At 68.6% G+C, this 24,575-nt stretch carries 20 protein-coding genes and 2 pseudogenes; 11 read left to right on the forward strand and 11 right to left on the reverse strand.

Going from position 1 to position 24,575, the window contains the following annotated elements:
* Positions 1-7: 7 nt before the first annotated feature.
* The 8 genes from ACFXI3_RS10055 to ACFXI3_RS10090 are packed head-to-tail and all read right to left on the reverse strand — an operon-like array spanning position 8 to position 8,291.
* Positions 8-1,360, reverse strand: a complete 1,353-nt coding sequence (locus tag ACFXI3_RS10055) for a phenylacetate--CoA ligase family protein (RefSeq protein WP_378399277.1) — start codon at positions 1,358-1,360, stop codon at positions 8-10.
* 29 nt (positions 1,361-1,389) lie between these two features.
* A complete protein-coding gene (locus ACFXI3_RS10060) occupies positions 1,390-2,538 on the reverse strand; it encodes a CaiB/BaiF CoA transferase family protein (protein WP_378399278.1) in 1,149 nt (382 codons plus the stop codon).
* Positions 2,528-3,736 carry a CaiB/BaiF CoA transferase family protein gene (locus ACFXI3_RS10065; RefSeq protein WP_378399279.1) on the reverse strand — a complete coding sequence of 403 codons (1,209 nt, stop codon included), beginning with the start codon at positions 3,734-3,736 and terminating at the stop codon, positions 2,528-2,530. The genes ACFXI3_RS10060 and ACFXI3_RS10065 overlap by 11 nt, the downstream gene beginning before the upstream one ends.
* 1 nt (position 3,737) lies before the next feature.
* Entirely contained in the window at positions 3,738-4,145 is a 408-nt protein-coding gene (locus tag ACFXI3_RS10070; protein WP_378399280.1) for a Zn-ribbon domain-containing OB-fold protein, read from the reverse strand.
* Positions 4,145-5,371, reverse strand: coding sequence for a thiolase family protein (locus ACFXI3_RS10075; RefSeq protein WP_378399281.1), 1,227 nt, complete (start codon positions 5,369-5,371; stop codon positions 4,145-4,147). Before ACFXI3_RS10075 ends, ACFXI3_RS10070 begins: the two co-directional genes overlap by 1 nt.
* Positions 5,368-5,874 carry a MaoC/PaaZ C-terminal domain-containing protein gene (locus tag ACFXI3_RS10080; RefSeq protein WP_378399282.1) on the reverse strand — a complete coding sequence of 169 codons (507 nt, stop codon included), beginning with the start codon at positions 5,872-5,874 and terminating at the stop codon, positions 5,368-5,370. The genes ACFXI3_RS10075 and ACFXI3_RS10080 overlap by 4 nt, the downstream gene beginning before the upstream one ends.
* A gap of 27 nt (positions 5,875-5,901) precedes the next feature.
* A complete protein-coding gene (locus ACFXI3_RS10085; RefSeq protein WP_378399283.1) occupies positions 5,902-7,053 on the reverse strand; it encodes an acyl-CoA dehydrogenase family protein in 1,152 nt (383 codons plus the stop codon).
* Between the two features lie 32 nt (positions 7,054-7,085).
* On the reverse strand, positions 7,086-8,291 hold the full coding sequence (locus tag ACFXI3_RS10090; protein WP_378399284.1) for a CaiB/BaiF CoA transferase family protein: 1,206 nt from the start codon (positions 8,289-8,291) through the stop codon (positions 7,086-7,088).
* 177 nt (positions 8,292-8,468) lie between these two features.
* Between ACFXI3_RS10090 and ACFXI3_RS10095 the strand changes: the two genes are divergently transcribed.
* The 8 genes from ACFXI3_RS10095 to ACFXI3_RS10130 all read left to right on the forward strand — a co-directional run bounded on the left by ACFXI3_RS10095 (position 8,469) and on the right by ACFXI3_RS10130 (position 16,742).
* Positions 8,469-9,815, forward strand: coding sequence for an MFS transporter (locus ACFXI3_RS10095; protein ID WP_378399285.1), 1,347 nt, complete (start codon positions 8,469-8,471; stop codon positions 9,813-9,815).
* Between the two features lie 189 nt (positions 9,816-10,004).
* Positions 10,005-10,127 (forward strand): hypothetical protein, encoded by a 123-nt coding sequence (locus ACFXI3_RS10100; protein ID WP_378399286.1) that lies wholly within the window; start codon positions 10,005-10,007, stop codon positions 10,125-10,127.
* Positions 10,128-10,260: 133 nt separating this feature from the next.
* The gene (locus ACFXI3_RS10105; protein ID WP_378399287.1) at positions 10,261-10,899 is read left to right on the forward strand and encodes an enoyl-CoA hydratase/isomerase family protein; all 639 of its coding nucleotides are present in this window, start codon (positions 10,261-10,263) and stop codon (positions 10,897-10,899) included.
* Positions 10,900-10,932: 33 nt separating this feature from the next.
* Positions 10,933-11,562, forward strand: coding sequence for an SDR family oxidoreductase (locus tag ACFXI3_RS10110; protein WP_378399288.1), 630 nt, complete (start codon positions 10,933-10,935; stop codon positions 11,560-11,562).
* A gap of 77 nt (positions 11,563-11,639) precedes the next feature.
* Positions 11,640-12,125: a MarR family winged helix-turn-helix transcriptional regulator gene (locus ACFXI3_RS10115; protein ID WP_378399289.1), complete on the forward strand. Its 486-nt coding sequence runs from the start codon at positions 11,640-11,642 to the stop codon at positions 12,123-12,125.
* Between the two features lie 41 nt (positions 12,126-12,166).
* Positions 12,167-14,098, forward strand: coding sequence for an FUSC family protein (locus ACFXI3_RS10120; RefSeq protein WP_378399290.1), 1,932 nt, complete (start codon positions 12,167-12,169; stop codon positions 14,096-14,098).
* A gap of 53 nt (positions 14,099-14,151) precedes the next feature.
* The gene (locus tag ACFXI3_RS10125; RefSeq protein ID WP_378399291.1) at positions 14,152-15,615 is read left to right on the forward strand and encodes an aldehyde dehydrogenase; all 1,464 of its coding nucleotides are present in this window, start codon (positions 14,152-14,154) and stop codon (positions 15,613-15,615) included.
* Between the two features lie 32 nt (positions 15,616-15,647).
* Entirely contained in the window at positions 15,648-16,742 is a 1,095-nt protein-coding gene (locus ACFXI3_RS10130; RefSeq protein ID WP_378399292.1) for a Zn-dependent alcohol dehydrogenase, read from the forward strand.
* A 15-nt stretch (positions 16,743-16,757) separates the two neighbouring features.
* Here the strand turns inward: ACFXI3_RS10130 and ACFXI3_RS10135 are convergent, their stop codons facing one another.
* A complete protein-coding gene (locus ACFXI3_RS10135; protein WP_378399293.1) occupies positions 16,758-17,921 on the reverse strand; it encodes a low temperature requirement protein A in 1,164 nt (387 codons plus the stop codon).
* A 96-nt stretch (positions 17,922-18,017) separates the two neighbouring features.
* Between ACFXI3_RS10135 and ACFXI3_RS10140 the strand changes: the two genes are divergently transcribed.
* Both ACFXI3_RS10140 and ACFXI3_RS10145 read left to right on the forward strand, forming a co-directional pair.
* A complete protein-coding gene (locus ACFXI3_RS10140; RefSeq protein WP_378399294.1) occupies positions 18,018-18,218 on the forward strand; it encodes a hypothetical protein in 201 nt (66 codons plus the stop codon).
* 875 nt (positions 18,219-19,093) lie between these two features.
* Positions 19,094-19,423: pseudogene (locus ACFXI3_RS10145) on the forward strand (lysine 2,3-aminomutase); the annotation flags it as partial.
* 537 nt (positions 19,424-19,960) lie between these two features.
* Here the strand turns inward: ACFXI3_RS10145 and ACFXI3_RS10150 are convergent.
* Together ACFXI3_RS10150 and ACFXI3_RS10155 are read right to left on the reverse strand one after the other, a co-directional pair.
* The gene (locus ACFXI3_RS10150; protein ID WP_378399295.1) at positions 19,961-22,717 is read right to left on the reverse strand and encodes an ATP-binding protein; all 2,757 of its coding nucleotides are present in this window, start codon (positions 22,715-22,717) and stop codon (positions 19,961-19,963) included.
* Between the two features lie 862 nt (positions 22,718-23,579).
* Complete coding sequence (locus ACFXI3_RS10155; protein ID WP_378399296.1) at positions 23,580-24,065, reverse strand: hypothetical protein; 486 nt, start codon at positions 24,063-24,065, stop codon at positions 23,580-23,582.
* A gap of 358 nt (positions 24,066-24,423) precedes the next feature.
* Between ACFXI3_RS10155 and ACFXI3_RS10160 the strand changes: the two are divergent.
* A pseudogene (locus ACFXI3_RS10160) lies at positions 24,424-24,575 on the forward strand (ferritin-like domain-containing protein); the annotation flags it as partial.

Raw genomic sequence — 24,575 nt, forward strand, 5'->3', positions numbered from 1 at the left:
ACCTCTATCACGCGGTCTGCGCGGGCACCCGTTCGACGAGAGCGACTTTCACGTGGTCAGGGCGCTTCAAAGAGCCGTCCGGGACCAGCGTGACGGCGGTTTTCACGTTCAGCGCGGACCGGATCCGGCTTTCCAGCGACGTCCGGAGTTCAGCCTGTTTCTCCGCGGGCAACCCGGTCGCGTGTTCGACCACGAGCGGCAGCGGCTTCTGCGTGGAATGCCCCTCGAAGTCCGCGCGGATCCGCATCTCTCCGGTGGTGACCGGGGCCAGCTCCGCCACCAGTTGCTTGATCGCCGACGGGAACACGTTGATCCCCCGCACGATCAGCATGTCATCAGTCCGGCCGATGCAGCGCACTGTGTATCCGGTCCTCCCGCACGCGCAGTCTGTGCCGGTCACGATCACGTGGTCGCGGGTGCGGAACCGCACCAGCGGCGACGCCTGCCTGCGCAGCGCGGTGTACACCAGTTCGCCCTGCGCGCCCTCGACCGGAGCGATCTGCTCGCCGGTGTCGGGGTTGATCAACTCGGCGACCATCAGGTCCGGCGACAGGAAGTGCATGCCGTTCGCAGCCTCGCATTCGCCCCAGTAGGTACAGGCGATGTCGGTGCCGCCGAGCATCTCCCGCGAGGTCGCGCCCCACAGCGATTCCAGCTTCTCGCGCACCGCGGGCAGCCCGCCGCCGGGTTCGCCGCCGACGCTGATCGCGCGAACGCCCAGATCACGAGCGTCCATGCCCACGATCGCCGGTGCTTGTTCGGCGAGGTAGGCGAGGAAGTACGGGGTGCCGATCAGCGCGTTGGGCCGCTGGTCGGCCTGCACGCGCAGCAGGCGTTCGGCTCCGGCCTCGGCTCCGATGGGGATGTCGACGATGCCCATGTGCTGCAGAATCTGCACCACCGGCAATCCGCCGACGAACCCCTTGCTCATCCCGAACGCGTGCAGCAACCGGTCGCCCGGCCGGAACCCGTTCGCATACAGCGCCCGGGCGCCCAGCTCGCACCACGTTTCGATGTCGCCGCGGGTCAGCCCGACATACGACGGGCTGCCCGTGGTCCCCGAGGAGGCCTGGATCTGCACGATCTCGTCCGGGCTCGCCGCCGCGTGCGCCCCCAGCGGCGGTGCCGCGGCCAGGCTCTCGCGCAGCTCCTGCTTCTCCGTGAACGGCAACCCGGCGAGATCCTCGACGGTCCGCACCTTCGCCAGGTCGATTCCCGCGAATTTTTCCTGATAGAACACGCTGCGCGCAGCCACATACGCCAACTGCTCCCGCAACCGGTCTTCCTGTACCGCCCGAGCCTCGCTCGCAGGCGCGGACTCGATCGCGCTCCACTGCTTTTCCGAATACGGCGCAGCCATGACACTTTCCACTTCTGTCCGGGGACGGGTCAGGCCCGGGTCGGCAGCACCGAGCCGAGCAGGTCGTTGTCCGCGCCGATCGGGCGGACCGCGGGCAGCGGCGGCGGGCGCCTGCCGTCGAAGGACAACGGCAGCCCGACGACGCCGATCTCGCCCTCGTCGGCCGCGCCGATGATGCCGAGTTCCCGGGTCTGCTCGTGGCCGACCAGCTCCGGGGTCGTCTGCACCGGCGCGCACGGGATCCCGGCCGCCTGCAGCCGGTCCTGCCACTGCGCGCGCGTGCCGCTCGCGATCCGCTCGCCGATCAGCCGGTCGATTTCGGCACGGTTCTCCAGCCTGGCGGCGTTCGTGGCGAACCGCGGGTCGTCCGCCCATTCCGGGTGCCCGAGCGCCGCGGACAGCCGGGCGAACAGCGGGTCGTTGGCGCAGCTGATGATCAGCGCACCGTCCGAAGCCGCGAACGCGCGGTGCGGCACGATGAACGCTACGCCGGACCCGTGCCTGCTGCCGGGGTAGCCGTCGGCGGCGTAGCCGGCGATGCCGACGGAGTTCCACGCGATCGCCGTCTCCAGCAGCGACGCGTCCACCGCGGCCCCGGTGTGTTTGACGTGCCGCCGGTTGAGCGCCGCGAGGATGCCGATCACCGCCCACATGCCGGTCCCGAAGTCCACAATGGACACCCCGGCGCGCACCGGCCCTCCGTCGTGTTCCCCGGTGATGTCCATGATCCCGGAGAACGCCTGCATCAGCGGGTCGTAGCCGGGCAGTTCGCGCAGCGGCCCGGCCTTGCCGAACGCACCGATCTCGCAGTGCACCAGCTCCGGCTTCGTCACGCGCAGATTGTCCGCGTCGAGGCCGTACTTCGCCGCGTTGCCGGGCCGGAGGTTGTGCAGGAAGACATCGGCTCGCTCAGCGATGAGCCGATGCAGCGTGGCGAGCTGCTCGCGGTCCTTGATGTCGAGACTGAGGTAGCGACGGCCGCGGTTGAGCGCGTGGAACGCGGCCCCGTCGCCCTTCCACTCGCTCGGCCCCCAGCCGCGCGCGGAGTCGCCGGTCGGCCGCTCCACCTTCCACACCTCGGCGCCCAGCTCGGCCAGGATCTTGCCCGCGAACGGCGCGGACGCGCTGTCGCTCAGCTCCACCACGACGATCCCGCTCAGGGGAAGCTCACGCGTCATCGCGCACTCCGATCCCGGCAGCGCCCGAGGCGGCCAGCGCACCGATCTCGTCCTCGCCGAACCCGAACTCCCCCAGCAGCTCCGCCGAATGCTCGCCCAGCCGAGGCGCGGGGTACCGCAGCTCGGGAGCGCTTTCGCTCCACTGCTGCGGAATGCCGATGGTGCGCAGCCGTCCCTCCGAGGGATGGTCCTGCTCGGCGAAGAACCCGATGTCGCTCATGTGCGGATCGCTCAGCAGCGTCTCCGGCGTGTTCATCCGGATGACCGGGATGTCCGCCTCGGTGAGCACCTTCAGCCACTCGTCGGTGGACCGGGTGGCGAAGACCTCGGCCAGGAACGCGTACAGCTCGCCGATGTTCTCCGTCCGGCCGTGGATGTCGGCGAACCGCGGGTCCTCCGCCAGGTCCGACCGCCCGACCGCGGCGAAGAACCGCTGCCAGTGCCGGGTGGTGTAGATGTTGACGCCCAGGTAGCCGTCGAGAGTCCGGTACGGGCGGCGGTCCGCGTTCAGCATCCGCGCGTAGCCCCAGTCCCCGATCGGCGGCACGAAGGTGTGCCCGTAGAGGTGGTCTCCCATCGCGAAATGGGCGAACGTCTCGAACATCGGCACCTGCACCTCCTGCCCGTGCCCGGTGCGTTCCCGGTAGTACAACGCGGCGGTGACCGCCGACGAGGTCGCCATGCCGACCACCCGGTCCGCGATCGCCGTCGCGACGTACGCGGGTTCGCCCTGTCCGCGGCTCTGCACCACCGGCATGCCCACCGCCGCCTGGATCAGGTCGTCGTAAGCCGGTTTCGCCGCGTAGGGGCCGTTCTGGCCGAACCCGAAGCAGCCGCAGTACACCAGCCGCGGATTGATCTCGCGAGCGTCCGCATAGGACAGTCCGAGCCGTTCCATCGCCGCCGGGCGCAGGCTGTGCAGCAGGACGTCGGCCGAGCGCATCATGCGGACGAGCGCGGCGCGGCCGTCCGGATGCTTCAGATCGAGCACGAGGCTGCGCTTGTTCCGGTTCAGGTGCAGGAAAATCGCGGCCATCCCGGGATTTCGCCGCGGGCCGACGCCGCGGGTGGTGTCGCCTTCCGGGGACTCCACCTTCGCGACGTCGGCGCCGAGATCCGCGAGCAACAGGGACGCGTACGGCCCCATGAAGTTCGAGGTCAAGTCCAGGATCCGCACACCGTCGAGCGGGCCTGCCATGTCATTCCTCCGTTGCCGGGGCGAACACCGGGAGCGTCTGCTCCCCGCGCCGCACGAAGCGGACCTCGACCGGCATGCCGATCTCGATCGCGTCCGGTTCCGCTTCGATCTGGGTGAACAGCTGGTAACCCTCCGCCAGTTCGACGAACCCGACCGTGTAAGGCACGATCGCCGCCCACACCGGCGTCGGACCGCGCGTGATCGTGCTGTAGGACCACACCGTGCCGCGCCCCCGAGACTCTTCCCAGTCCAGCGAGCGGGCGGAGCAGTGCGGACAGTACGAATGCGCGGGCCACACGACCTCGCTGCACGAACCGCAGCGCTGGTAAGTGAGCCGTTCCTCGTCGAGCGCCGACCAGTACGGTTCGGCATCCGGCAGCCGGTACGGCTGCGGCCAGTCCTCGCTCATCACGGCCTCCCAGCGTCGTTGCCGGACAACACCATCACACCCGCCGCGGCGAGCATTCCGCCCGCGCCCTGCACCAGCACCGTGCGCGGTTTCCGATTCGGCGCCAGCCCCAGCGCGGTCCCCCGCAACTGCCGGACCGCCTCGACCAGACTGTCCATATTGCACGAGATCCCCGGCTGCCCGAAGGAAAGCCAGCCGCCGTTGGTGTCGGTCGGCAGGTCGCCGTCCACCCCGGTGCGGCCCTCGCGGTACACGTCGATGCCGTGACCCTTCTTCGCGAAACCCAGGTCCTCCATGATGATCGGGCCCATGTGCGCGAAGTTGACCGACAGCTGCAGCATGTCCACATCGGACGGAGTCAGCCCGGACCGGGTGAATGCCTGGCGGGCGGCCTCCACGGTCGCAGTGTGTGTCAGGTTCGGGAACTCGCCCAGCCCGGCGAACCGGCCCGACCGCATGTTCATCCGGTCGGTGAGGTACTCGTGCGTGGTCGCCGAACCGTAGCCGCGCACCCAGACCGGGTCGCGCGCTTCCTTCGCGCGCTCCGGGGAGGTGACTACGAGCGCGCCGCCGGTGCCGCCTCCCCACGTGGAGCACATCCACCGGCGCAGCGGCGTGGCGACGTACGGCGAAGACAGCACCTTCTCACGGTCTATCTCGCCGTGCTTGCGCTTCGCCGCGTGCGGATGCTGCGCGCCCCACCGCTGGTTGGCGATCGCGACGTCGGCGAGGTCTTCCTCGGTCAGCCCGTATTCGTGGAAGTACCGGCACGCGGCCTGCCCGTACAGCGACGGAATGGTCGGGCCGTACGGCACTTCGTATTGCGGGTCCGAATCGGCCTCCGAACCCATCGCCACCGCGTCCACGAACAACTCGGTCGCGTCGCTCTGCACGCACAGCACATACTCCGCCGCGCCGGCCGCGATCATCTGCGACGCCACCGCGATGGTCGACGTCAGCCCGGCTCCGTGCAGCGTGATCTCGCTGTTGAGCGTCACCGGCATCTGCAGATGGGAGATGAAGATGTTGCTCCACTGGGACCGCTTGTCCGCCCACGGCGAGCGCCCGGTGAACACCGCGTCCACCTGGTGCTTGCCGATCCCGGCGTCGGCCAGCGCGGCCATCGTCGCCTCGGTGGCCAGCTGCAGCGGGTCTTTCCGGTCGGCCTTCGACGCGTACGCGTCGCCCATCCCGACGATCGCGGCGACCGGTTCGCCGGCGCTCACTTCTTCTCCGGCTGCTTCTCCGTCGGCAGGGACGCCGCGAGCAGCGCTTCGAGGTCCTCGCGGCGGCGCAGCATCAGCAGGCTCCACTCGCTGCGCTGCACCACGTAGCCGTCCTGGTTGAGCGCCTTCATCAGGAACGTGGTGACGCCGTACTTCTCGTCCTTTTCCTTCTTCGTGGTGACCTCGGCGGTCACGTAGATCGTGTCGTCGATCGCGACCGGCTTGAGGTAGCGCAGGTTGTCGATCCCGTAGTTCGCCTGGATCGACGGGCCGAACTGGATCAGCCCGGTCATGATCGAGTACGTCAGCGACCCCTGCACCAGCCGCTTGCCGAACCGGGTCTGCTCCGCGTAGTGCTTGTTGGAGTGGATCTCGATCCAGTTGCCGGTCAGCGCGCAGTAGTTGACGACGTCGGCCTCGGTGATCGTCCGCCCGCCGGTGCGGAAGACCTGGCCGACCTCCAGCTCGTCGTAAGGCATGTCGATGCGGTTGTTGATCCCCATTGATCTTCTCTCCTCGGGAAAAGCGGTTCAGGCGGGCAGGCGCATCGACTTCGCGATGATCGTGCGCTGGATCTGGGAGGTGCCGCCGCCGATCGTCGACTGGATGCTTTCGCGCAGGTAGCGCTCCATGTCGCCCTCGGGCAGGTTCGCGTAGCCGCCCAGGATCTGCATGCCGTCGAGCGCGCACTGCTTCAGGGTCTCCGAGCCGTACAGCTTCGCCATCGACGTCTCGCGCGCGGCCGGCAGGTTCTCGGCCTTCATCTGCGCGGCGCGGTAGCAGAGCAGGCGAGCGGCGTCGACGCGCGTCTGGTTCTCCGCCAGCATGTGCTTGAGCACCTGGAAATCGCGGATCGGCTTGCCGAACTGGGTGCGCTGGTGGGCGTAGCGGTTGGCGTTGCTGACCGCCTCCTGCGCGTTGCCGGTGTAGGCCGCGGCGACCGCGCAGCGTTCCAGCTCCAGGTGCTCGGTGATGATCTTCCAGCCCTGGCCGACCTCGCCGAGCAGCGCGTCCGCGGGCACCCGGACCTCGTCGAGGAAGATCTCGGTGGTGCCGGTGGCGTGCCGGGACAGCGTGGGCAGCTTGCGGATGTCCAGGCCCGGGGTGTCGTTCGGGATCAGCAGCACGGACAGGCCGTTGTGCTTGTCGTTCTTGTCGGTGCGGACCAGCATCGCGATGACGGTGTCCTTCGCCGCCGCACCGCTGCACCACAGCTTCGAGCCGCTGACGATCCAGTCGCCGTTCTCGTCCTGCCGCGCGTGAGTCTTGGTGTTGGCCGCGTCCGAACCGGCGTCCGGCTCGGAGATCGAGACGGAGAACCGGATCTCGCCGTCGATGAACGGCTTGACGTAGCGGGCTTTCTGCTCCGCGGTGCCGTACTTGATGATGTTCATCGCGGTGAACGTGGGCACCAGCACCGAGCAGGCGAAGTCGAAGCCGAACTTGCCGAGCCCCTCGGCCATCAGGGAGTAGTCGAAGATGTCCCCGCCGGAGCCGCCCTCGGACTCCGGGATCAGGATCCCGAGCCAGCCCTGCTTCGCGATCTTGTCATAGGCCTCGTACGGGTACTGCCGTTCGAAGTCGCAGTTCCGGACATACTCGACGGTGATTTCGTTGTCCATGAAGTCGTTGACCGTCTTCAGCCATTCGGCCTGCGATTCATTGAGGAAATTCGCGCACATTTTCTCGTACTCCCATCGCGGTTTCCATCAGGTTAATGCGGCCGGACCGGAAAGCCAATTGACGGTTCTCGAAGACGGGATTCGGGATTTCCGAACCCGGTGCGCAAGGCCGCGGCCTCCGCAGCGGAAAAGCCCCAGTCGGCCAGCGCCTCCTCTGCGTGCTCCCCCGGCGCGGCAGGCGGCCGCTGGATCGCCCCGGGCGTGCGGCTGAACCGCGGCGCGGGTGCGGGCTGCACGACGCCGTCGACCTCGACGAACGTGCCCCGGGCCCGCAGATGCGGATGGTGCGGAGCCTCCGCCATCGACAGCACCGGCGCGAGGCACACGTCCTGCCCTTCGGCGAGCGCGCACCACTCGTCACGCGTCTTCGTCCGGAACACCTCGGCGAAGCGCTTTTTCATTTCCGGCCAGCGCTGCCGGTCGTGCTGCCCGGGCAGTTCGTCCTCTGAGAGCCCGAGCATCCGCAGGGTGTTGCGCCAGAAACGGGTCTCGTTCGCGGCGAGGCTGATCCAGCCGCCGTCCTCGGTCTCGTAGACCTGGTACCAGGGCGCGCCGGAATCGAGCCGGTTCGTGCCGCGCTCGTCGGTCCAGTAGCCCGCCGCCCGGAAGCCGTAGAAGGCAGTCATCAGCGACGCAGAACCGTCCACCATGGCGGCGTCCACCACCTGCCCCTTGCCTGAACTGCGACTTTCCAGCAGCGCGGACACCACGCCGAGAGCCAAGTACAGCGACCCGCCGCCGAAGTCGCCGGTCAGGTTCAGCGGGATGACGGGCGGTCCTCCCGCCTCGCCGATCGAGTGCACGACGCCGGTCAGGGACACGTAGTTGACGTCGTGACCCGCGGCTGTGGCGAGCGGACCGTCCTGGCCCCAGCCGGTCATCCGGCCGTACACCAGTGCCGGGTTCGCGGCCAGGCACTCGTCCGGCCCGAGCCCCAGCTTCTCCGCGACGCCGGGACGGAACCCCTCCACCAGCGCGTCCGCCCGCTCGGCCATCCGCAGCACGGCGGCGACCGCGGCCGGGGTCTTGAGGTCCAGCGGCACGCCGCGGCGGCCGCGATTCATCAGCTCGAAGCGCGGTTCGACCGGCGCGCCGCCGTCGTAGCCGGGCGGGCGTTCGATCCGCAAGACCTCGGCGCCGAGATCGGCCAGCAGCATGCAGGCGAACGGCGTCGGCCCGACCCCGCCGAGCTCGACGATCCGTACCCCGGCCAGCGGTCCGGAATGCGTGTCCTCCATCCTCGCGACGCTACGCGCGCGCGGGGCGGAAACCTATTTCGCAAACCCGAAGCCGCACTTCGGGAACTCCGAATTGATTACCCCGAACGGCCTGCTTACGCTACGGCGACCCCGCTCGGGGTCCGATTTCGATCACATTTCCCGGTCCGCCGCACCCCATTCGGAGAGGGGCGTTCAATGACGACGCCGAAATCCCCGCCCGCACCGGAACCCGCCGCCCGCGCCCGATCCGGCCGCCGCGCCGTCGTGGCGAGCATGGTCGGCACCACCGTCGAGTACTACGACTTCCTGGTCTACGGGGTCGCCGCCTCGCTGGTCTTCGGAAAACTGTTCTTCCCGCAGGTCGACCCGGCAGCCGGGGTCCTGCTGTCGCTGTCGACGTTCGCGATCGCCTTCGTGATGCGCCCGATCGGCGCCGCGATCTTCGGCAACCTCGGCGACCGCGTCGGCCGCAAACGAGTGCTGTTCCTGACCATGATGCTGATGGGCGTGGGCACCTTCGCGATCGGCCTGCTGCCGACCTACCACACGATCGGCATCGCCGCGCCGATCCTGCTCGTCCTCTGCCGCTTGATCCAAGGCCTCGCCCTCGGCGGCGAACAAGCCGGCGGCTTCGTGATGAGCGTGGAAAGCTCCGGCGACAAACGCCGCGGCCTGGCCGGCGCGTTCGTCAACTCCGGCGCCGGCTGGGGCTTGCTGCTCGCGAACCTGCTGTTCCTGGTGCTGAACGAACTCCCCGGCGACGCCTTCCTCACCTGGGGCTGGCGCATCCCGTTCCTGCTGAGCGCGGTCCTGGTGCTCGTCGGCCTGTACATCCGGGTCAAGCTCGACGAAAGCCCCGAGTTCGTCCGCGTGGAAAACGCCCAGGCGGTGAAACGAGTCCCGCTCGCGGACGCGATCAAGCGCGGCTGGCGTCCGATGATCCTGGTGATGCTGTGCTGTCTCGGCACGCACGTCAATTTCTATGTGGTGACGGTGTATTCGCTGACCTACGGCACTTCGGTGCTGCACCAGCCGAAGACCACGCTGCTGTCGATGCTGCTCATCGTGACCGCGATGTACATGGTCAGCACGCCGCTGTTCGGGTTGCTGGCCGACCGGTTCGGCCGCAAGCAGGTGTTCGTGGTGTCGGCGATCGCCCTGGTGCTGACCCCGTTCGCGTTCTACCCGCTGCTGGGCAGCGGCAGCTATTTGCCGATGGTGGCCGGTTTCGTGCTGCTGTTCATGGCCGTAAGCGCGAACTCCGCCGCCGAGCCGACGTTCTTCGCGCTCGCCTTCCCGCCTTCGATCCGCTACAGCGCGCTGGCGGTGTCCTACGGCCTGGGCGCGGTGCTGGGCGGCTCGTTCGCACCGTTGATCTCGGCGGCGTTGTTCAAGTCGAGCGGCAGTTGGACGACAGTGGCGATCTACAACGGCGGGGCGGCACTGATTTCCGTTGTCGCCGGGTTGCTGCTGCGGGAACTTCCCCGGCTGAGCACGAAAACGTCAACCGCACAGGCAGGCTCCGCCGCTCAGGCTGTCTGACCGGCGTACGCGGTGCCTGGCTGCCCGAGGAACCGGACAGCCAGGCACCCGGGACTGGCCCAGATCGCCGTCGCAGGCAATCAAGGCTGGCGGAAAGCTGAAACCCGGACACCGAACTTTCGCTATCTCGAATCACCGCTTTCGGAATTTCGCATTGCTCGCGAAGAAACAGCTGTTTAGGTTGCTCGCATGTCTCCCAGCAGAAATCCCGCCACCGGCCCGACGCACTCCGCGCCCGCCCGTCCGCAGTCCGTCCTCTGCGGCAGCATGGCTCGCGCCGGGCTCGGCGGCAGCGCGGCAAGGGTCTCCTAATGGTCGCCGTCACGCGCGCCAGCGCGGTCGGAGTGCTGGAGCTGAACCGGCCGGGCAAGTTCAATGCCCTGCGCAGCACCGATTTCGCCGAGACGGCCGCCGGGCTGGACGAGTTCGAGCGGCCGGGATCCGGGTGCGGGCCGTTCTGCTGTGCGCGAGCGGCGACCACTTCTGCACCGGCGGGGATCTCGCCGAAGCCAAGACGATGCTCGGCGATTCCCCCGCGCTGGAACAATTCCTGCGGCTCGTGCACGCCACGCTGGCGCGGCTGGCGGACAGCCCGCTCCCGGTCGTGGCCGCCTGCCAAGGTTTGGTCCTGGCCGGCGGACTGGAGCTGATCCTCTGCTGCGACGTGGTCTTCGCCGCCGACAACGCCCGCTTCGGCGACCAGCACGTGCAATACGGGCTGGTCCCGGCGTGGGGCGCGACCCAGCGACTCCCCCGCGTCGTCGGGCCGAACCGCGCACTGGACCTGATGTATTCCGGACGCCGGATCGACGCCCGGACCGCGGCGCAGTGGGGTCTGGCCAGCTACGTAGTGCCCGCCGCCGAACTGGCCGCAGCGGCGCGCGGATACTGCGAAACACTCGCCACGCGCAGCAGGCCCGCTCTGACCGCGATGAAAAGCCTCTGCCGCACAGCCGTGGACGAACCGCTCGGAAGCGGGCTGCGGCTTGAACGCGAAGCCGTCGTGCGGGCGATGGCCGGGCCCGACCCGGCCGAGGGCATCGCTGCTTTCGAGGCCCGGCGGGCGCCCCGGTTCGCTGGTTGACCCGTCGATGCCCGCACCAGGAAGGGAATCCTCATGACCAACGTTCTCGTGCTCGGCGCGTCCGGGCAGATCGCCTCGTGGGCGATCGGCATGCTGGCGGAGCAGGGTGCCGCGCTCACGCTGTTCGCCCGCGACAAGAGCCGCATCGATAACGTCCCCGATGGAGCGACGGTGATCGAGGGTGACGCGAGAGACCGCGCAGCACTCGCGAAAGCGGTGCGCGGGCAGGACATCGTCTACGCGAACCTCGCCGGTGCCATCGACGAGCAGGCGCGGGCCATCGTCGCGGTCATGGAAGCCGAGGGCGTCGACCGCCTCGTCTTCGTGACCGCGCTGGGCATCTACCACGAAGTCCCCGGCGCGTTCGGCCGTTGGAACCGCGCCACAATCGGCGCCTCCACACTGGACACCTACGCGGCGGCATCCGACACGATCGAAGCCTCGTCGCTGGATTACACGGTGCTGCGCCCAGCCTGGCTCTCCGACGCCGACGAGGTCTCCTACGAGGTCACCCGGCGCGACGAACCGTTCAAGGGCACCACAGTGTCGCGCAAGAGCGTCGCAGCGCTCGTCGCCGACATCGCGGCCCATCCGGAGAAGCACGTTCGCGAGAACCTCGGCGTCGACAAGCCGGGCACCGACGGCGACCGGCCGGTCTGGTAGCGGCCTCGGCGGCCCCCGGCGCGGCCCAGCGCGGCACAGCGCGGCAAAGTAGTTAGGCACCTGATAGTATGGCGGCTATGGATGCGATGCTCGGACCGAGGCAAGGGCTGCTGCTGCGTCGTCTCGACGGCAGCGGGCAAGCGGAGTTCGCGATGGGCCTGCTGGCGACAGCGCGCCGGATCGACGACGCCTACAACGAACTGCTCGTCCGGCACGACCTGTCGGGCGGCCGTTTCGCCGCTCTTCTCGCGGTGGGCGAGGCGCCGGGGATCACGCCCGCACGGCTGTCCGAGGAATTGGAAGTCAAGCGGGCGACCGTCACCGGCCTGATCGACGGGCTCGTCAAGCGCGGGTTCGTCGTCCGCGGCAGCGACGAGGCCGACCGCCGAGTGCAGACCTTGACGATCACACCGGACGGCGAACAGCGCGTAAAGGACGTCCTCCCGCTCGTCGAGCAATGGCTGCGCGGCCTGACGTCCGGCATCGAGGGCACCGGCCGCAAGACCGCCTGGCGGCTGCTGTCGCGCATCCACGACAACCTCGGCGCGAGCACGGGCGATTGACCCCGCCGCGCTCTCGGCTTTCAAGCAAAGGTGTTTCGAACATGGACTGGGTTGCTTTCCGGGACGCCGCCCGGCGCGGCATGCGGCCGGGCAAACCGCTCCAGGACCCGCTCAAGCTGACGCGGGTCGCGGTCGGCATGCTGATCGCGACGGTCGTCGGATATCTCCTGCACGACCCGGAGCAGCAGCTGCTGGTCGTCGTGGGCGCGTTCCTGGGCACGATCGCCGCGGTCATGCCGCACAACCGGTCCCGCATCGCCGCGACGCTCGCGACCAGCGTCGCGCAGATCGCCGCCGCCGGGCTCGGGGTGCTGGTTTCCGGGAACTGGGCGCTGATCCTGACGGCTGTCTTCGTGCTCTTCCTGGTTTCCGGGCTCCTGCGCGCCGTCGCGATCGGAATCAGCATGCGCCTGACGGTCGTCACCATCGTCTTCTTGGCGTTCGCCGAGATCTCGGCGGAGCTGACGGCGAGCACGGGCCAGGTCGTCGCGTTCTTCGCCGTGGGGTTCGCGATCATGAACCTCGCACAGCTGCTTCCCCCATACGAGTCCCAGCACTCGGCGCAGCGCGGTGCCGTCGCGGGCTTCTACCGGGCGATCGCGTCCGGCGGAGCCGGGGACTCCGCTCTCCTGGCCGCCGACCGAAGCCTGGCATTGCTGCGCTGGAGCAGCCACCGCGAGCTCGACCGGCTCACGCAGCTCGTGGTACGCGGCGAGGAAATCGGGCAATTGATGCGCGCGCTCGGCAATCGCGCGGACGACGAATCGGCCCGTTGGCAGGAGGCCTCGGCTCGCCGGCTGGTCGCCATCGCTTCAACGGTTTCGCGCACACGTGCCGGCGGCTCCCCTCTCGCGGTCGCGTGGCCGGGCGAGCCGAGCAGCGAACTCCAGCGCGCCGTGGCGCGTGCGGTGGACGCCGCGACTCGGCTCGCCGCGGGCGAGCAGGTTGCCCCCGCTTCCGACGAGCGGCACACGCCGAGTTCCTTCGAACTGATCGCGGACGAGCTGCGCTGGGGCTCTCCGATCCTGCACCACGCGCTTCGCCTGGCGGTCGTCTGCGTCGTCGCGCAGGTGGCCGGCATGGCGGTGGGCTCCTGGCTGGGATCGGCGGCTTTCCTTGCCGGGCACGGTTTCTGGGTGGTCGTCGCGGCGGCGCTGATCGTGTTCCCGGACTACGGCTCCACCTTCGCGCGCGGCATCGGACGTTCCCTCGGCACCGTCGCGGGCGCGGTCGCCGGCGTGGCGCTGTCCTTCTTGCCCTACGTCCCGGCTCTGCACGCCGTCGTGCTGCTTCTGCTGTTCTGCGGTTACCTGGCGTTCCGCAGCTGTGGTCAGCCGTACACGATGTTCTGGGTGGTCGCCTGGATCGGCTCGCTGACTCCCGGCCCGCTCGGCGCGACCACTCGCGGCCTCGACACGATCATCGGCTGCCTGCTCGCGTTCGCCGCCTATCTCCTCGCTCCCACGTGGCACCGGCGCCTGCTCACCGAGCGGCTCGCCGAGTGGGCGGAGGCGACCGCGCGGCAGATCGACGCACTGGTGCTCCTCTGGGCGGCGGACGACGAAACGCACCGGCTCGCAGCCGGTCACGCCGTGGTGCGCACCCGCCTGACTGCGCTGGAGTTCACCGCGGCGGCCCGCGGTGCCCGTCTCGAACCTCGCGACCAGCACGGCCGCTGGGAAAACGACGCCCTCGACCCGGCCATCGACGCGGTGACGAGCGTACGGCGACAGATCGCGGCCCTCTCCGCGCTCGCTCCCGCCTGGAACGCCGAGGAACGCACAGCAGTCACGTCCCGCGTCGAGGCTGCCTCGCGCGACCTCGACGCGATCGCGCAGGCCCCGGTGAGCGCCGCGCAGCCAGGCGACGCGGAAGGAACGACCTCCGAGGACACCACCGCGGCGCTCGGACGGCTGCGCGACGCCGTCACCGCCCTGGGGACGCTCGCCGCGGCACAGACCCCGGCGCGCTGACCTGACGAGCGACTTCGACCAGACATCTGAAGACCGGAAAGGAAACGGACATCATGTGGCAAGGCCGCTACGACAGCCTGTTCATCGGCGGCGAATGGGTCGCCCCGTCCACGGGCGAGAAGCTGACCGTGCTCTCCCCCTACACCGAAAAGCCCATCGCGACGGTGCCCATGGGCGTCGAAGCCGACATCGACCGGGCCGTCGCGGCAGCACGCGAAGCCTTCGACAAGGGCCCGTGGCCGCGGATGTCGCTGGCCGAGCGTTCGGACGTCATGCGCAGGCTCAGCGCCGAGATGCAGGCGAACGAAGCGACGATGGCCGAGCTCGTGTCCGCGGAGATGGGCACGCCGATCCAGCATTCGGTGCCCATCCAGGCCCGGCGTCCCCGGCTGATCGTCGACCAAATGACGGAACTCGCCCAGAGTTACCCGTTCGAGGAAATCCGCGAGGCCCCGTCCGGCCGTGCCCTCGTGCACCGCCGTCCCGCCGGAGTGCTCGGCGCGATCGTTCCGTGGAACGCACCCCATCTGATCACCGTCATGAAGCTCGCCCCGGCGCTGCTGGCCGGATGCACCGCGGTGGTCAAGTCCGCTCCCGACGCACCCTTGAACCAGTACCTCTTCGCGGAGATGGCCCGGAAGGCAGGTCTGCCCGCGGGCGTGCTGAACATCGTGTCCGGGGACCGGCCCGCCAGCGAGCACCTGGTTTCCCATCCGGGGGTCGACACGATCTCCTTCACCGGATCGACCGGCGTGGGCAAGAGCATCGCCGCGGCATGCGCCGGGCTGCTGCGCCCCGTCACCCTCGAGCTCGGCGGCAAGTCCGCCTCCGTGCTGCTCGACGACGTCGACGTGGAGTCGACCGTCGACACCGTGCTGCACGCGGCGCTGCGCAGCAACGGCGAGGTCTGCACCGCCAAAACGAGGATCGTGCTTCCCCGAAGCGTCTCCGGCCGATTCGTCGACGCACTGGCGGCGAAGATCAGCGCGCTCAAGATCGGCGATCCGCTCGACCCGGAGGTCTACTTCGGCCCCCTCGTGAGCGCGGCGCACCGTGAACGCGTCGAGGGCATGATCGCCGCAGCAGTGCGCGAAGGAGCCGTTCCGATCGTCGGCGGCGGCCGTCCGAAGGGGCTGGACACCGGCTGGTTCGTGGAGCCGACCGTCTTCACCGGCGTCACTCCGTCGATGCACATCGCGCAGGAGGAGGTCTTCGGTCCGGTGGTCTCGGTGCTCGAGTACGACACCGAGGAAGAGGCGCTGGCGATCGCCAACGACTCCCGCTACGGCCTCAGCGGCGCGGTGTTCTCCGCCGATCCGATGCGCGCCGCGAAGTTCGCTGCCCGCATGGAGACCGGCATGACCGAGGTCAACGGATGCCCGGCCGGGCTCGCCGCGCCGTTCGGCGGGGTGAAGGACAGCGGGCTCGGTTACGAACTGGGTCTCGAAGGGTTCGACGAGTTCGTCGAGATCAACAGCATCGGCATTCCCGCGGATCTCGACTGGCCCATTCGCTGAGCACACCCGATCGAAGAGACAGGAGACATCCGATGAGAGCGGCCGTCATGGTCGAGGTGGGCAAGCCCCTCGAGATCCGCGAGATCGAGCTCGACGAGCCGATGCCGCGCGAGGTCGTGGTCAAGGTCAAGGCCAGCGGGCTGTGCCACAGCGACCTCCACACGATGAACACGGACTTCGGGTGGCCGCTGCCGCTGGTCCTCGGCCACGAAGTCGCCGGCGTCGTGGAATCGACCGGCGCGGACGTCACCGGAGTGAAGGCGGGCGATCACGTCGTCGCCAACCTGATCTCGAGCTGCGGCGCCTGCGCCGACTGCGTGCTCGGCGTCCCGACGAACTGCGCCAACCCCGGCGCGATCCGGCGCGGACCGAACGAGCGGCCGCGGTATTCGCTGGACGGCAAGACCGTCACCCAGATCGGCGACATCGGCGGCTTCGCGGAAAAGATCCTGGTGCACGAGCGCAATCTCGTCCCGGTCGACAAGGCCCTCCCCTTCGACCGGGCCGCGCTGCTCGGCTGCGGCGTCATCACCGGCGTCGGGGCCGTCAAGAACGCCGCCCGGGTGAAGTTCGGGGACACCGTCGCCGTGATCGGCTGCGGCGGGGTCGGCCTCAACGTCGTGCAGGGAGCCGCGATTTCCGGGGCGAGCCACGTGATCGCGATCGACCTCCAGCCGGCCAAGCTCGAACTCGCCCGCACGTTCGGCGCCACCGAGGTCGTCAACCCGGCCGAAGAGGCCGATCTCGCCGCCCGCGTCCGGGAAATCGTCGGCAAGGGCGGTGTCGACTACGCCTTCGAGGTCGTCGGGCTGCCGCAAACCGTTCGGCAGGCGACCGACATCACCGGCCGCGGCGGTTCGACGTACGTCGTCGGCAAGATGAAACCGGGGACCGGGGCCGCGCTCACTGCCGATGACTTGTTACGCGGCAACAAGAAACTGAGCGGAGTGTTCATGGGCTCGACCGTGGCGGAGATCGACATCCCGCTCTACGCGCGGCTGTACCGGCAAGGCAGGCTGAACCTGGACGACCTCGTCTCCGAGACCATCACGCTGGACCAGGTCAACGACGGATACGCGAAGCTCGGGAAAGGCGAAACCGCGCGCAGCGTCGTGGTCTTCGACTGAACCCCGCCGCGGCCGTCAGACCTCCTGGCCGTCGAGCGGCCGCCGCCAGACGAGGACCACGACCGCTCCGGCGAGGATCGCGGCCGTGAGCGCGAACGGGACCGGAATGAAAGGGTCCACCAGGACCAGCAGCCCGGCCAACGGCAGGACGGCGTTGACGACCCGGTCGGCGTGCGGCCGGATCGCGAGAGCCCAGATGCCGAGCACGAAGACCGCGAGCGGAACAGTGTAGGCGAAAGACGCGCCAGGCTGATGCAGCGCACTGTGTCCGGTGAGGACGTCGATCTCGACCTCGATGCCGGCGGAAAACGCTCCCGCGGCGGCGAAGATGAAGAAGTGCCCGTACCCGTAGGCCAGCGAACTCGCGAAGCCCCTGATGGCGCGGTGATGCGGCGGCCAGAAGTAGATCCACCACAGCGCCGCCGTCGCGACGAGAGTCAGCACGGCGATGCCGATGAGTTCTCCGGGCGATTCGGTGTCGCGAAGGGCTTCGATGATCGCGTTGGCAGAGGCGAGCAGGCTCTCGCCGAGGAGGATGAGCGTGAACAAGCCGTACCGTTCGGTGATGTGATGCGGGTGCCAGGGCGTGGACCCGGTGCGCTCGGCGACGACCGGCACGGCGATTTCCGCGACGACGAGCACGATCAGCGCGACCGTGAACATCCCGGCCGGAAGCAGCAGCGAAGCCAGCCACAGCAACTGGACCAGGGTGATGCCCGCCGCGTAGATGAGCGTCGCCCGGCGCGCGGGCCCGCCTGATCGCGACGCGCGCAGCCACTGGGCCACGAGCGCGAAGCGCATCACGACGTAGGCGAGGATCAGCACCGAATAGTCGCCGTGCTCGAACGCCGGACCGATGCCGGAGGCGAGGACGAGCACGCCGCCCATCTGCACGATCGTGAAGACCCGGTACAGCCAGTCGTCGGTGTCGAACGAGGTGGCGAACCAGGTGAAGTTCATCCAGGCCCACCAGATCCCGAAGAACACGACGCAGTAGTTGCCGATCCCGTCGAGCACGTGCCCCTCGCCGAGCGCATGGTGCAACTGCGCGGCAGCGATGCTCACGGCGACCACGAAGACGAGGTCGAAGAACAGCTCCAAGGTGGACGCGGCGCGCCCGGCTTCGTTCGGGTCGCGCGGTCGCATCGGAACGAGCCGGAATCGGGAGTCGGGCGTCATGGCATGGATCTTCCTGCACGCTAGCGGTGTACGCAGTCCTCAAGCGTGTTGCGGGTGGGCGGCAGCCCGCGCCTCGCGAGCTAGTCGGGCCAGTAGGTGCTGGCCGCCAAGGATTTCGGCTTCCCCGAACTGCCCCGCGCGGAGACCCCGCGGCGCGAACCCGAATTGCTGCTCACCACTCGGCTGCTGGCGGTGGTGCCGCGCCAGTACGCCCTGATGCCGAACCAGCGTGGCGGCGCCGGGGCGTCCGCGACCTCATCGAAGCTGATCCGGCGGTCATCCGGGAGCACGTCTTGACTGGGTCCGGCATGATCTGCTCGACTGCCGCGGTTTGGTGACCGAAGTGACCTCGACGTGGGGCTTCCACCACCCCTGGCGCTGTCTGGTCCCGTTTCGTCGTCAGCCCGTCGGAGACCGCACGGTCCGCCAGCCTGCGGTGATCATTGCGCTTCGTGCGGGCGGGGAACTTGCCATTGAGCTCACGCAGACTCGGACGATCGCGGACGACAGGAGATTCGCCGAAGCGACCCGGGCACGACACGACGCAGTGGGTCAACTTCGGCACGGCGGAGAGCGATATTGCGGCCTCGCTCGCTTCAGTCCGGTGACTCCTGCCGCGCGGCTCGTCCGGATCCAGGAGGAACGTTCCGCGGTCAGTTCGGAGCGGCCCAGCTACCCCGCCGCGACCCCAGGGCCGCTCACATGGCTTGGTCTCGTTCGGCCGCGGGCAAGTCGGGAGTGCTTCCTCCGTCGGCCGAGCCAGACAAGCAACCAGTGGCGCATTGGAGACCACGCTACGTGGTTCCGTATGCCACTTCCCTCACCATGCGGCTCAGCCCAAGCCTTATTTGTCGCACGCGCCGACCACACGAAACACACGACTCGGTCCGAATGCCTCTCATCAAATACCAGACTGCCGCACCAAACGTACGACTGCTTCTTGCCCCAGTCCGCGCGCGAGGGAAGCCGAAGCGGCATAATGCTGCCGCCAACGACCAACGTTGCGCGCCATGACCGCCAACCGCCGAGGCGAACGGCGACGGCCACAGCACGCCGCTCCCCAGATCCTTATTCCAGCATGTCCCAGAAACGGCCCAGAAATCCACTGTGGATGTTCACTTTCGCGAACATTCCTGATCAGCGCCGTCTTCCTTCCGACCTGCCACGAGTGCTTCTATACGTGCGACATGATTCCCAATGCGGAGCACTGGCGGGTTTCCGTGCACGAGGCGCAGGAATTGCAGCATCCTATTATGGGGTATTTGCCGGGGTATGCCACGCCGCGGATTGTGTGCGATGTGCCGTATGTCGGGAAGCGGTGGGTGCACCAGTTAGCGGAGTACGACCGGGAGCTGGGTATTTCGTACTGGACCAAGAATTACCGGACCGGGATCGAGCACGAGGATCCGGAGGCGTTGCAGCGGAAGTACCCGTACTACGACCCGATCCAGACGCTGCCCGAGACTGGGCAGAAGTGGTGGGTCGACCAGAAGAGTCGCTGATCCCGAGCACATGATCCCAAGCGCTTGCCCGTAGTTGGGTGACAGACCCGCAAGTCGCGGCTAACCGCCACAGGATCCGCGCCCTGCCGTAGGTGAACCGCGCAGGGGAAGAAGACCTCAAAGTGGTGCCTGGCCAGCGGGTATACCGCCGGCCAGGCACCATCAAAGCGCCGCGACGTCGCTGTCGGTGCGGTGAAACAGCCCGACCTGCTTGGCCGTGCGAGCCCGGGACGTCCGCGATTCTGATCGGCGGACGGCCCAGATACTCCATAGTGGACACTCACGCAATGCTTCCGGCCGGCCGGTCCGATTGCCTATATTTTGCCGTCCAGAAATCCTGGGTCGGACTATTTCGATCCCGCTCAACGCAGCCCGCAAGCCGCATCGCGCCTTCACATGTTTCCGGATTCGCGGGCTGGCTGTTGCGGGTATCGACCAGATTGGTCGCCTGGACCGCGGCAACCATAGACGGCACGGTAGGCTCGGCGTCAGATCGGCGACACCGCACAAGGGACGCGATCCGTCAGCAAAACTTCGCTATGGAGCCGACACCTGTCTCCCGGGCAGGTGTGCCTCGACCCTTTTCGCGTCGGGCACGCCGATTTTCTCGTAGGCGTCGTGAGCGGCCTGAAGTTGGATCGTGCCCCGCGCCTCGTGGCCTTCGGTGCGCAACACCATTCCCAGGCCCTCGCGGGCTCGCGCGAGCCAGTAGGGATCGCCGGCCTTCCGGGCGAATTCGAGTGCCCGCCGATGATGATCGAGCGCGGACGAGGTGTCTCCGAGTGCCGCCAGTACCTCGCCGAGTCCGGTGAGTGCGGCGCACTGGCCGGCTGGTGTACCGACCTCGCGGGCGGTCTCGAGCGCCCTGCCGAGATGGTCCAGTGCGCGGTCGTACTCCCGTTGTCGCTGGTACAAAGCACCAAGCGCCAGCAGGCTGTTGCACATGTTCGGCTGGTTGAGGTGCTGGCCGCGGATCTCCAGCGAACACAGGAGGTCTGCCAGCGCCTGGTCGCTGTCCCCCTGGGCGAGCCGCACCCGGCCCCGGACCTCGAGGGCGTCGGACTCTTCGGCGGGCAGGCTGTGCGCCTGGGTGAGCTCGAGCGCCCGGTTCAGATGCTCGGCTGCTTCGGCGTAGTTTCCGGTTCGTTCTCCGGCGATGCCGAGCCAGATCAGCGCTTGGGCCTGAGACGTCGGATAGCCGTGGTCCCGGTGCACGGCGAGTGCCCTGACCAGGTAGTCGTGCGCTGTGCCGTAGCGGCCGAGATGGAACGAGGCGATGCCCAGGTTTCCCAGGTTGTTTCCGACGCCGAGCATGCGGCCCAACGACTGCCACAGGGCCAGAGCCTGGTCGAAATACCCGATGGCCCGCGCATACCGGCACCTCAGCACGTTGACATTGCCCAAGCCCTCCAAGATGGCGGCCCGATCGCCCGGGTCCTCGCACAGCGCGCGGGCCTGCTCGAACGCGGCGAGAGCCTCCCGGAGCATGCCGAGGCGTTCGCAAGCCAGGCCGCTGAAGCGCAGCGCGTTGGTCTGGCCCCTGCGGTCCCCGCTCGCTCTCGTGACCGTGGCAGCGAGCGTGTGCAGCTCGAGCGCGTCGCGATGGTGGCCGTGGTCGTGCAGGAAGCGCCAGGTGATGTGCGAGAGCTGGCTTACGTGTACGGCGAGGCCGCAGGAGGCCGCGCGCGCGGCGACGGCCAGCAGGTTGGGTCGTTCGGTCTGCAGCCAGCCGAGCGCCTCGGCGCGGCCGGCGAAGCCTTGCGCCTCGGTGTCCGGCGGAGTTACGCGGGGCCGCCGCTCCCGCGTCGCGGGCTCGACCAGGTCCATGGCCACCGCGGCCGTGTACCGGTAGTGGTCGAACAACCGAGTCAGTGCGCCGAGATCCGCTCCGACCCCGTCGGTCTCGGTGTCCTTCCCGCGCGCGTGACCGCGCACCGGCTCGTCGACCGCGGGGGTGCTTCTGGTCGATTCCTCGGCGGCAAGCTCCCTGGCATACGTCCTGAGCAGGTCGTGGAACGCGTATCGACCGGGGGTGTTCTGTTGCAGGAGATGTTCGTCCTGCAATTGCTCCAGCATCTGCCGCGCGGCGCCGACGCCTGTATCGGCAAGCGCGGCAGCCGCCTGCGCGGTGAAGTCGCCACCGGGGAACAGGCTTGCCGCGAGGAAGAATCGCCGCAGCGATTCCGGGAGCACATCCATGGAAAGGTCGAAAACAGCGCGCACGGAGCGTCCGCCGATGCTCGCGGAAACCAGGCCCGCGTCGGCGATGCGTTCGGCGAAGTCGGCCAGCCGCCACGACGGGCGGGAGCGCAGACGGGAAGCCGCGAGCGAGACGGCCAACGGCAGGCAACCGCAGGCCTCGATGATCTGTTCGGCGGAGGAAGGCTCGGCGGCGACCCGGTCGGCTCCCGCGATGCGGGCAAGGAGGTCCAGGGCCTCCGACTGGCCGAACACGTCCAGCGGATGGAAAGTCGCCCCCTCCAGCGCGGCCAAGGTGCGCCGGCTGGTGATCAGCACCAGACAGGTGGGGCTCGCCGGAATGAGGTCGCGCACTTGCCGGTCATCCGCCGCGTTGTCCAGCAGGACCAGCGCGTCCTTGCCCTCCATCCGGTCGCGGAACATCGCCGCCCGCTGGTCCAGCCCCTCCGGAACCCGCTGGGCGGCCACGCCCAGCTGCCGCAGGAAGCCGTCCAGCACGGCACCGGGATCGGCCGGCGACAGCTCCGCGTCAAAGCCGCGCAGATCAACGTACAGCTGCACGTCCGCGTACCGTCCGGCGCGCGTCAGTTCGTGCGCGGCGCGTACGGCCAGCCGGGTCTTGCCGACCCCGGCCATGCCCTCGATCGCCGAGACCACCACCGTCCGCGGGCCGCGGCGGCCGTCGTCCGCGGCCGCGTCCATCAGCTGAGCAAGCTCCCGCGTCCGCCCGGTGAATGTGGCCAGGTCGGCCGGCAACTGACGGAACACCCCCACGGGGCCGCCGGTCTTGGCGTTGGCGTGCGCGGCGATACACGCCATCCGCCACCGGGCGACCGCCGCTTCGTCCAGTCCCAGGGCCTTGACGATCGCGACGACCAAATCGATGTCCAGCCGCCGACGTCCCGGTTTGAACGCGTCCACCACCGTGGACGGCGACACCACCTGCGCGGGCCGCATCAGCGGACCCACCCGTTTGGCGAGACTCCGATACGAGGGTTGCCCCGCCCAGGCGCGCAACTCTCCCAGCAAGGAGACGAACTCGGCCAGATCGACAGCCTCATCAGGACTCGGAGCCAAGTCCCCGGATACACCCACGCCTGCGCCACCCCCGCACTCCCCCGGTGGTCTAAGCCAATGGCAAGTCTACGAGGTGTACGGACTTGTGCGGAGAAATTCGCCGCCGCGGATGGGAGAAGTGTTCGAGTTCGCACGGAACCTGTGGGAGTCCGCGATCGCGCAGAGCACCGGGGTCAGCGTGCTGGTGGCGGCCATCTCGATGTCGACCGGGGCCTCCGGGAGCGGGGCACTTGCTCCGGTGGGCACACAGTCAGCCTGCCCGTCGATGCGGCCGATCGGGCACAGCCAGGCGGAAAGTCCACGCTCGCCGCCGATCCGACAATGTGCACAAATGACCCCAGGTCCAGGTGGGCATAGTCCTGATCAGGGTCGGACGAGTGGCGGAAACCGACGGTGCCTGCCTCAAAGCGCACCTGCCGCAGGAGGAACCAGGCGATCGCGGCGGCAAGGGCGGGTCTGTTTTGTGGGAGATCGCCGCCTTGGCGAGGGTTTCGCGCCAGAGACGGGACTGTGCGGCATGAGCCGTTGTCGGTCAGCACGCGCTGGACGGTGATTCCTCGGGAGGCAAAGGAGATTCGGGCTCACCGCCAGAACGCGGCAGCGGTCGCTTTCCGCTCGTCGAGCGGGATCTTGGAGCAAGCCGGCCCGGAGTGGTCGTCCACGGCGTTGCGTCGAGCGTCTTGCCGGGCGCGCGGTCCGGCGGAGCGGCCCTTGCTGGTCCACGAAGCAACCCGCCCGTCGGACTCAGCACGGCATTGCGGTGTGACCGCCGCGGTTTGGTGCGGATCATGGCGATCCGCACCAAACCCGGAGGTCCCCCTTCGCACCGAGATCATCGGATCACGCGTCCCCGCGATCGCGATCTCCCGGGTCAGTGCGTCTAGTGCGCGCCGATGTAGGTCCGCGGGCTCTGGACGTCGCCGAGGTAGCGGCCGTTCAGCCAGACTCCGGTGGAGACCACGTAGGTGCCCTGCGGCGCACTCCAGTACTGGTAGCGGGAGCCGAAGGGCCGGTCGGTTCCTGCCCAGACCCACGAATCCTTGTCGCCGGAAGAAGTGCAGCCGAAGTCGTGGGGCCAGGGGCCGCCGAGGTTCGACGTGTCGAGTGCGTGTGCGCAATACGTCAGGCCCGCACCGGAATAGTTCTCGAACGGGATTTGGGCGGACATCACGTAGCCGCCGGTCACGTAGTAGCAGGAGTCGAGGCGGATGTTGTCCGTGATGCGCGCGTAGTCGTGTGTCACCCACGATCGGCAGGCATTCGCGACTTGGGCGGCCTCGGCGCTGGCACCGCCGGTCACCACACCCGCGACAGCGATGCTGCCGGCGACGACTGCCGCGGCGATGCCTCCGGTCACCTCAGGCATGATTCCTCCTCAGTTCGGCCCCAGAGTCCGGTCGAGACGCCGGGGAGTTGTGGATGGCTGCGTGAAGCACTACGCCAAGCCTGCCGAGGCGACCGGGTGGAATCACGTTTCCCGTGCGTTCCCGTACGTACCCGTACCCCACATCGCGGCCTCTACGAGCTTTCGACTGTGCGGCAGCCTCTCTGCATCGCGGCGAGCACGCGTTCGTCGGGCTTCAGCGGATCCGGTTCACCTGATAGGCGCAACTGACCAAACCGGTCCGTCGCTGGCACCGAACTCGCATCGTCCAGGAAAGATCCGTTCTCGCCGACCGCGAGTGACGCCCGCGCTCCCCGCGCGGGCGGGGAGGAGTTCGTCCGTGTTTGGCAAGCATTATGCGGCTTCAATGATCAACCGGAGCGCGGAGAACGACCAAGACCGCCGCCGATTCCTGCGGGCCGCGGGGATGACCGGGCTCGGAGTGGTGGGGGCCGGTGCGCTGGGCGGCCTGACCGCCGGTAGCGCGGCGGC

Source organism: Amycolatopsis sp. NPDC059235, from assembly GCF_042754125.1.
Classification (GTDB): Bacteria; Actinomycetota; Actinomycetes; order Mycobacteriales; family Pseudonocardiaceae; genus Amycolatopsis; species Amycolatopsis albidoflava.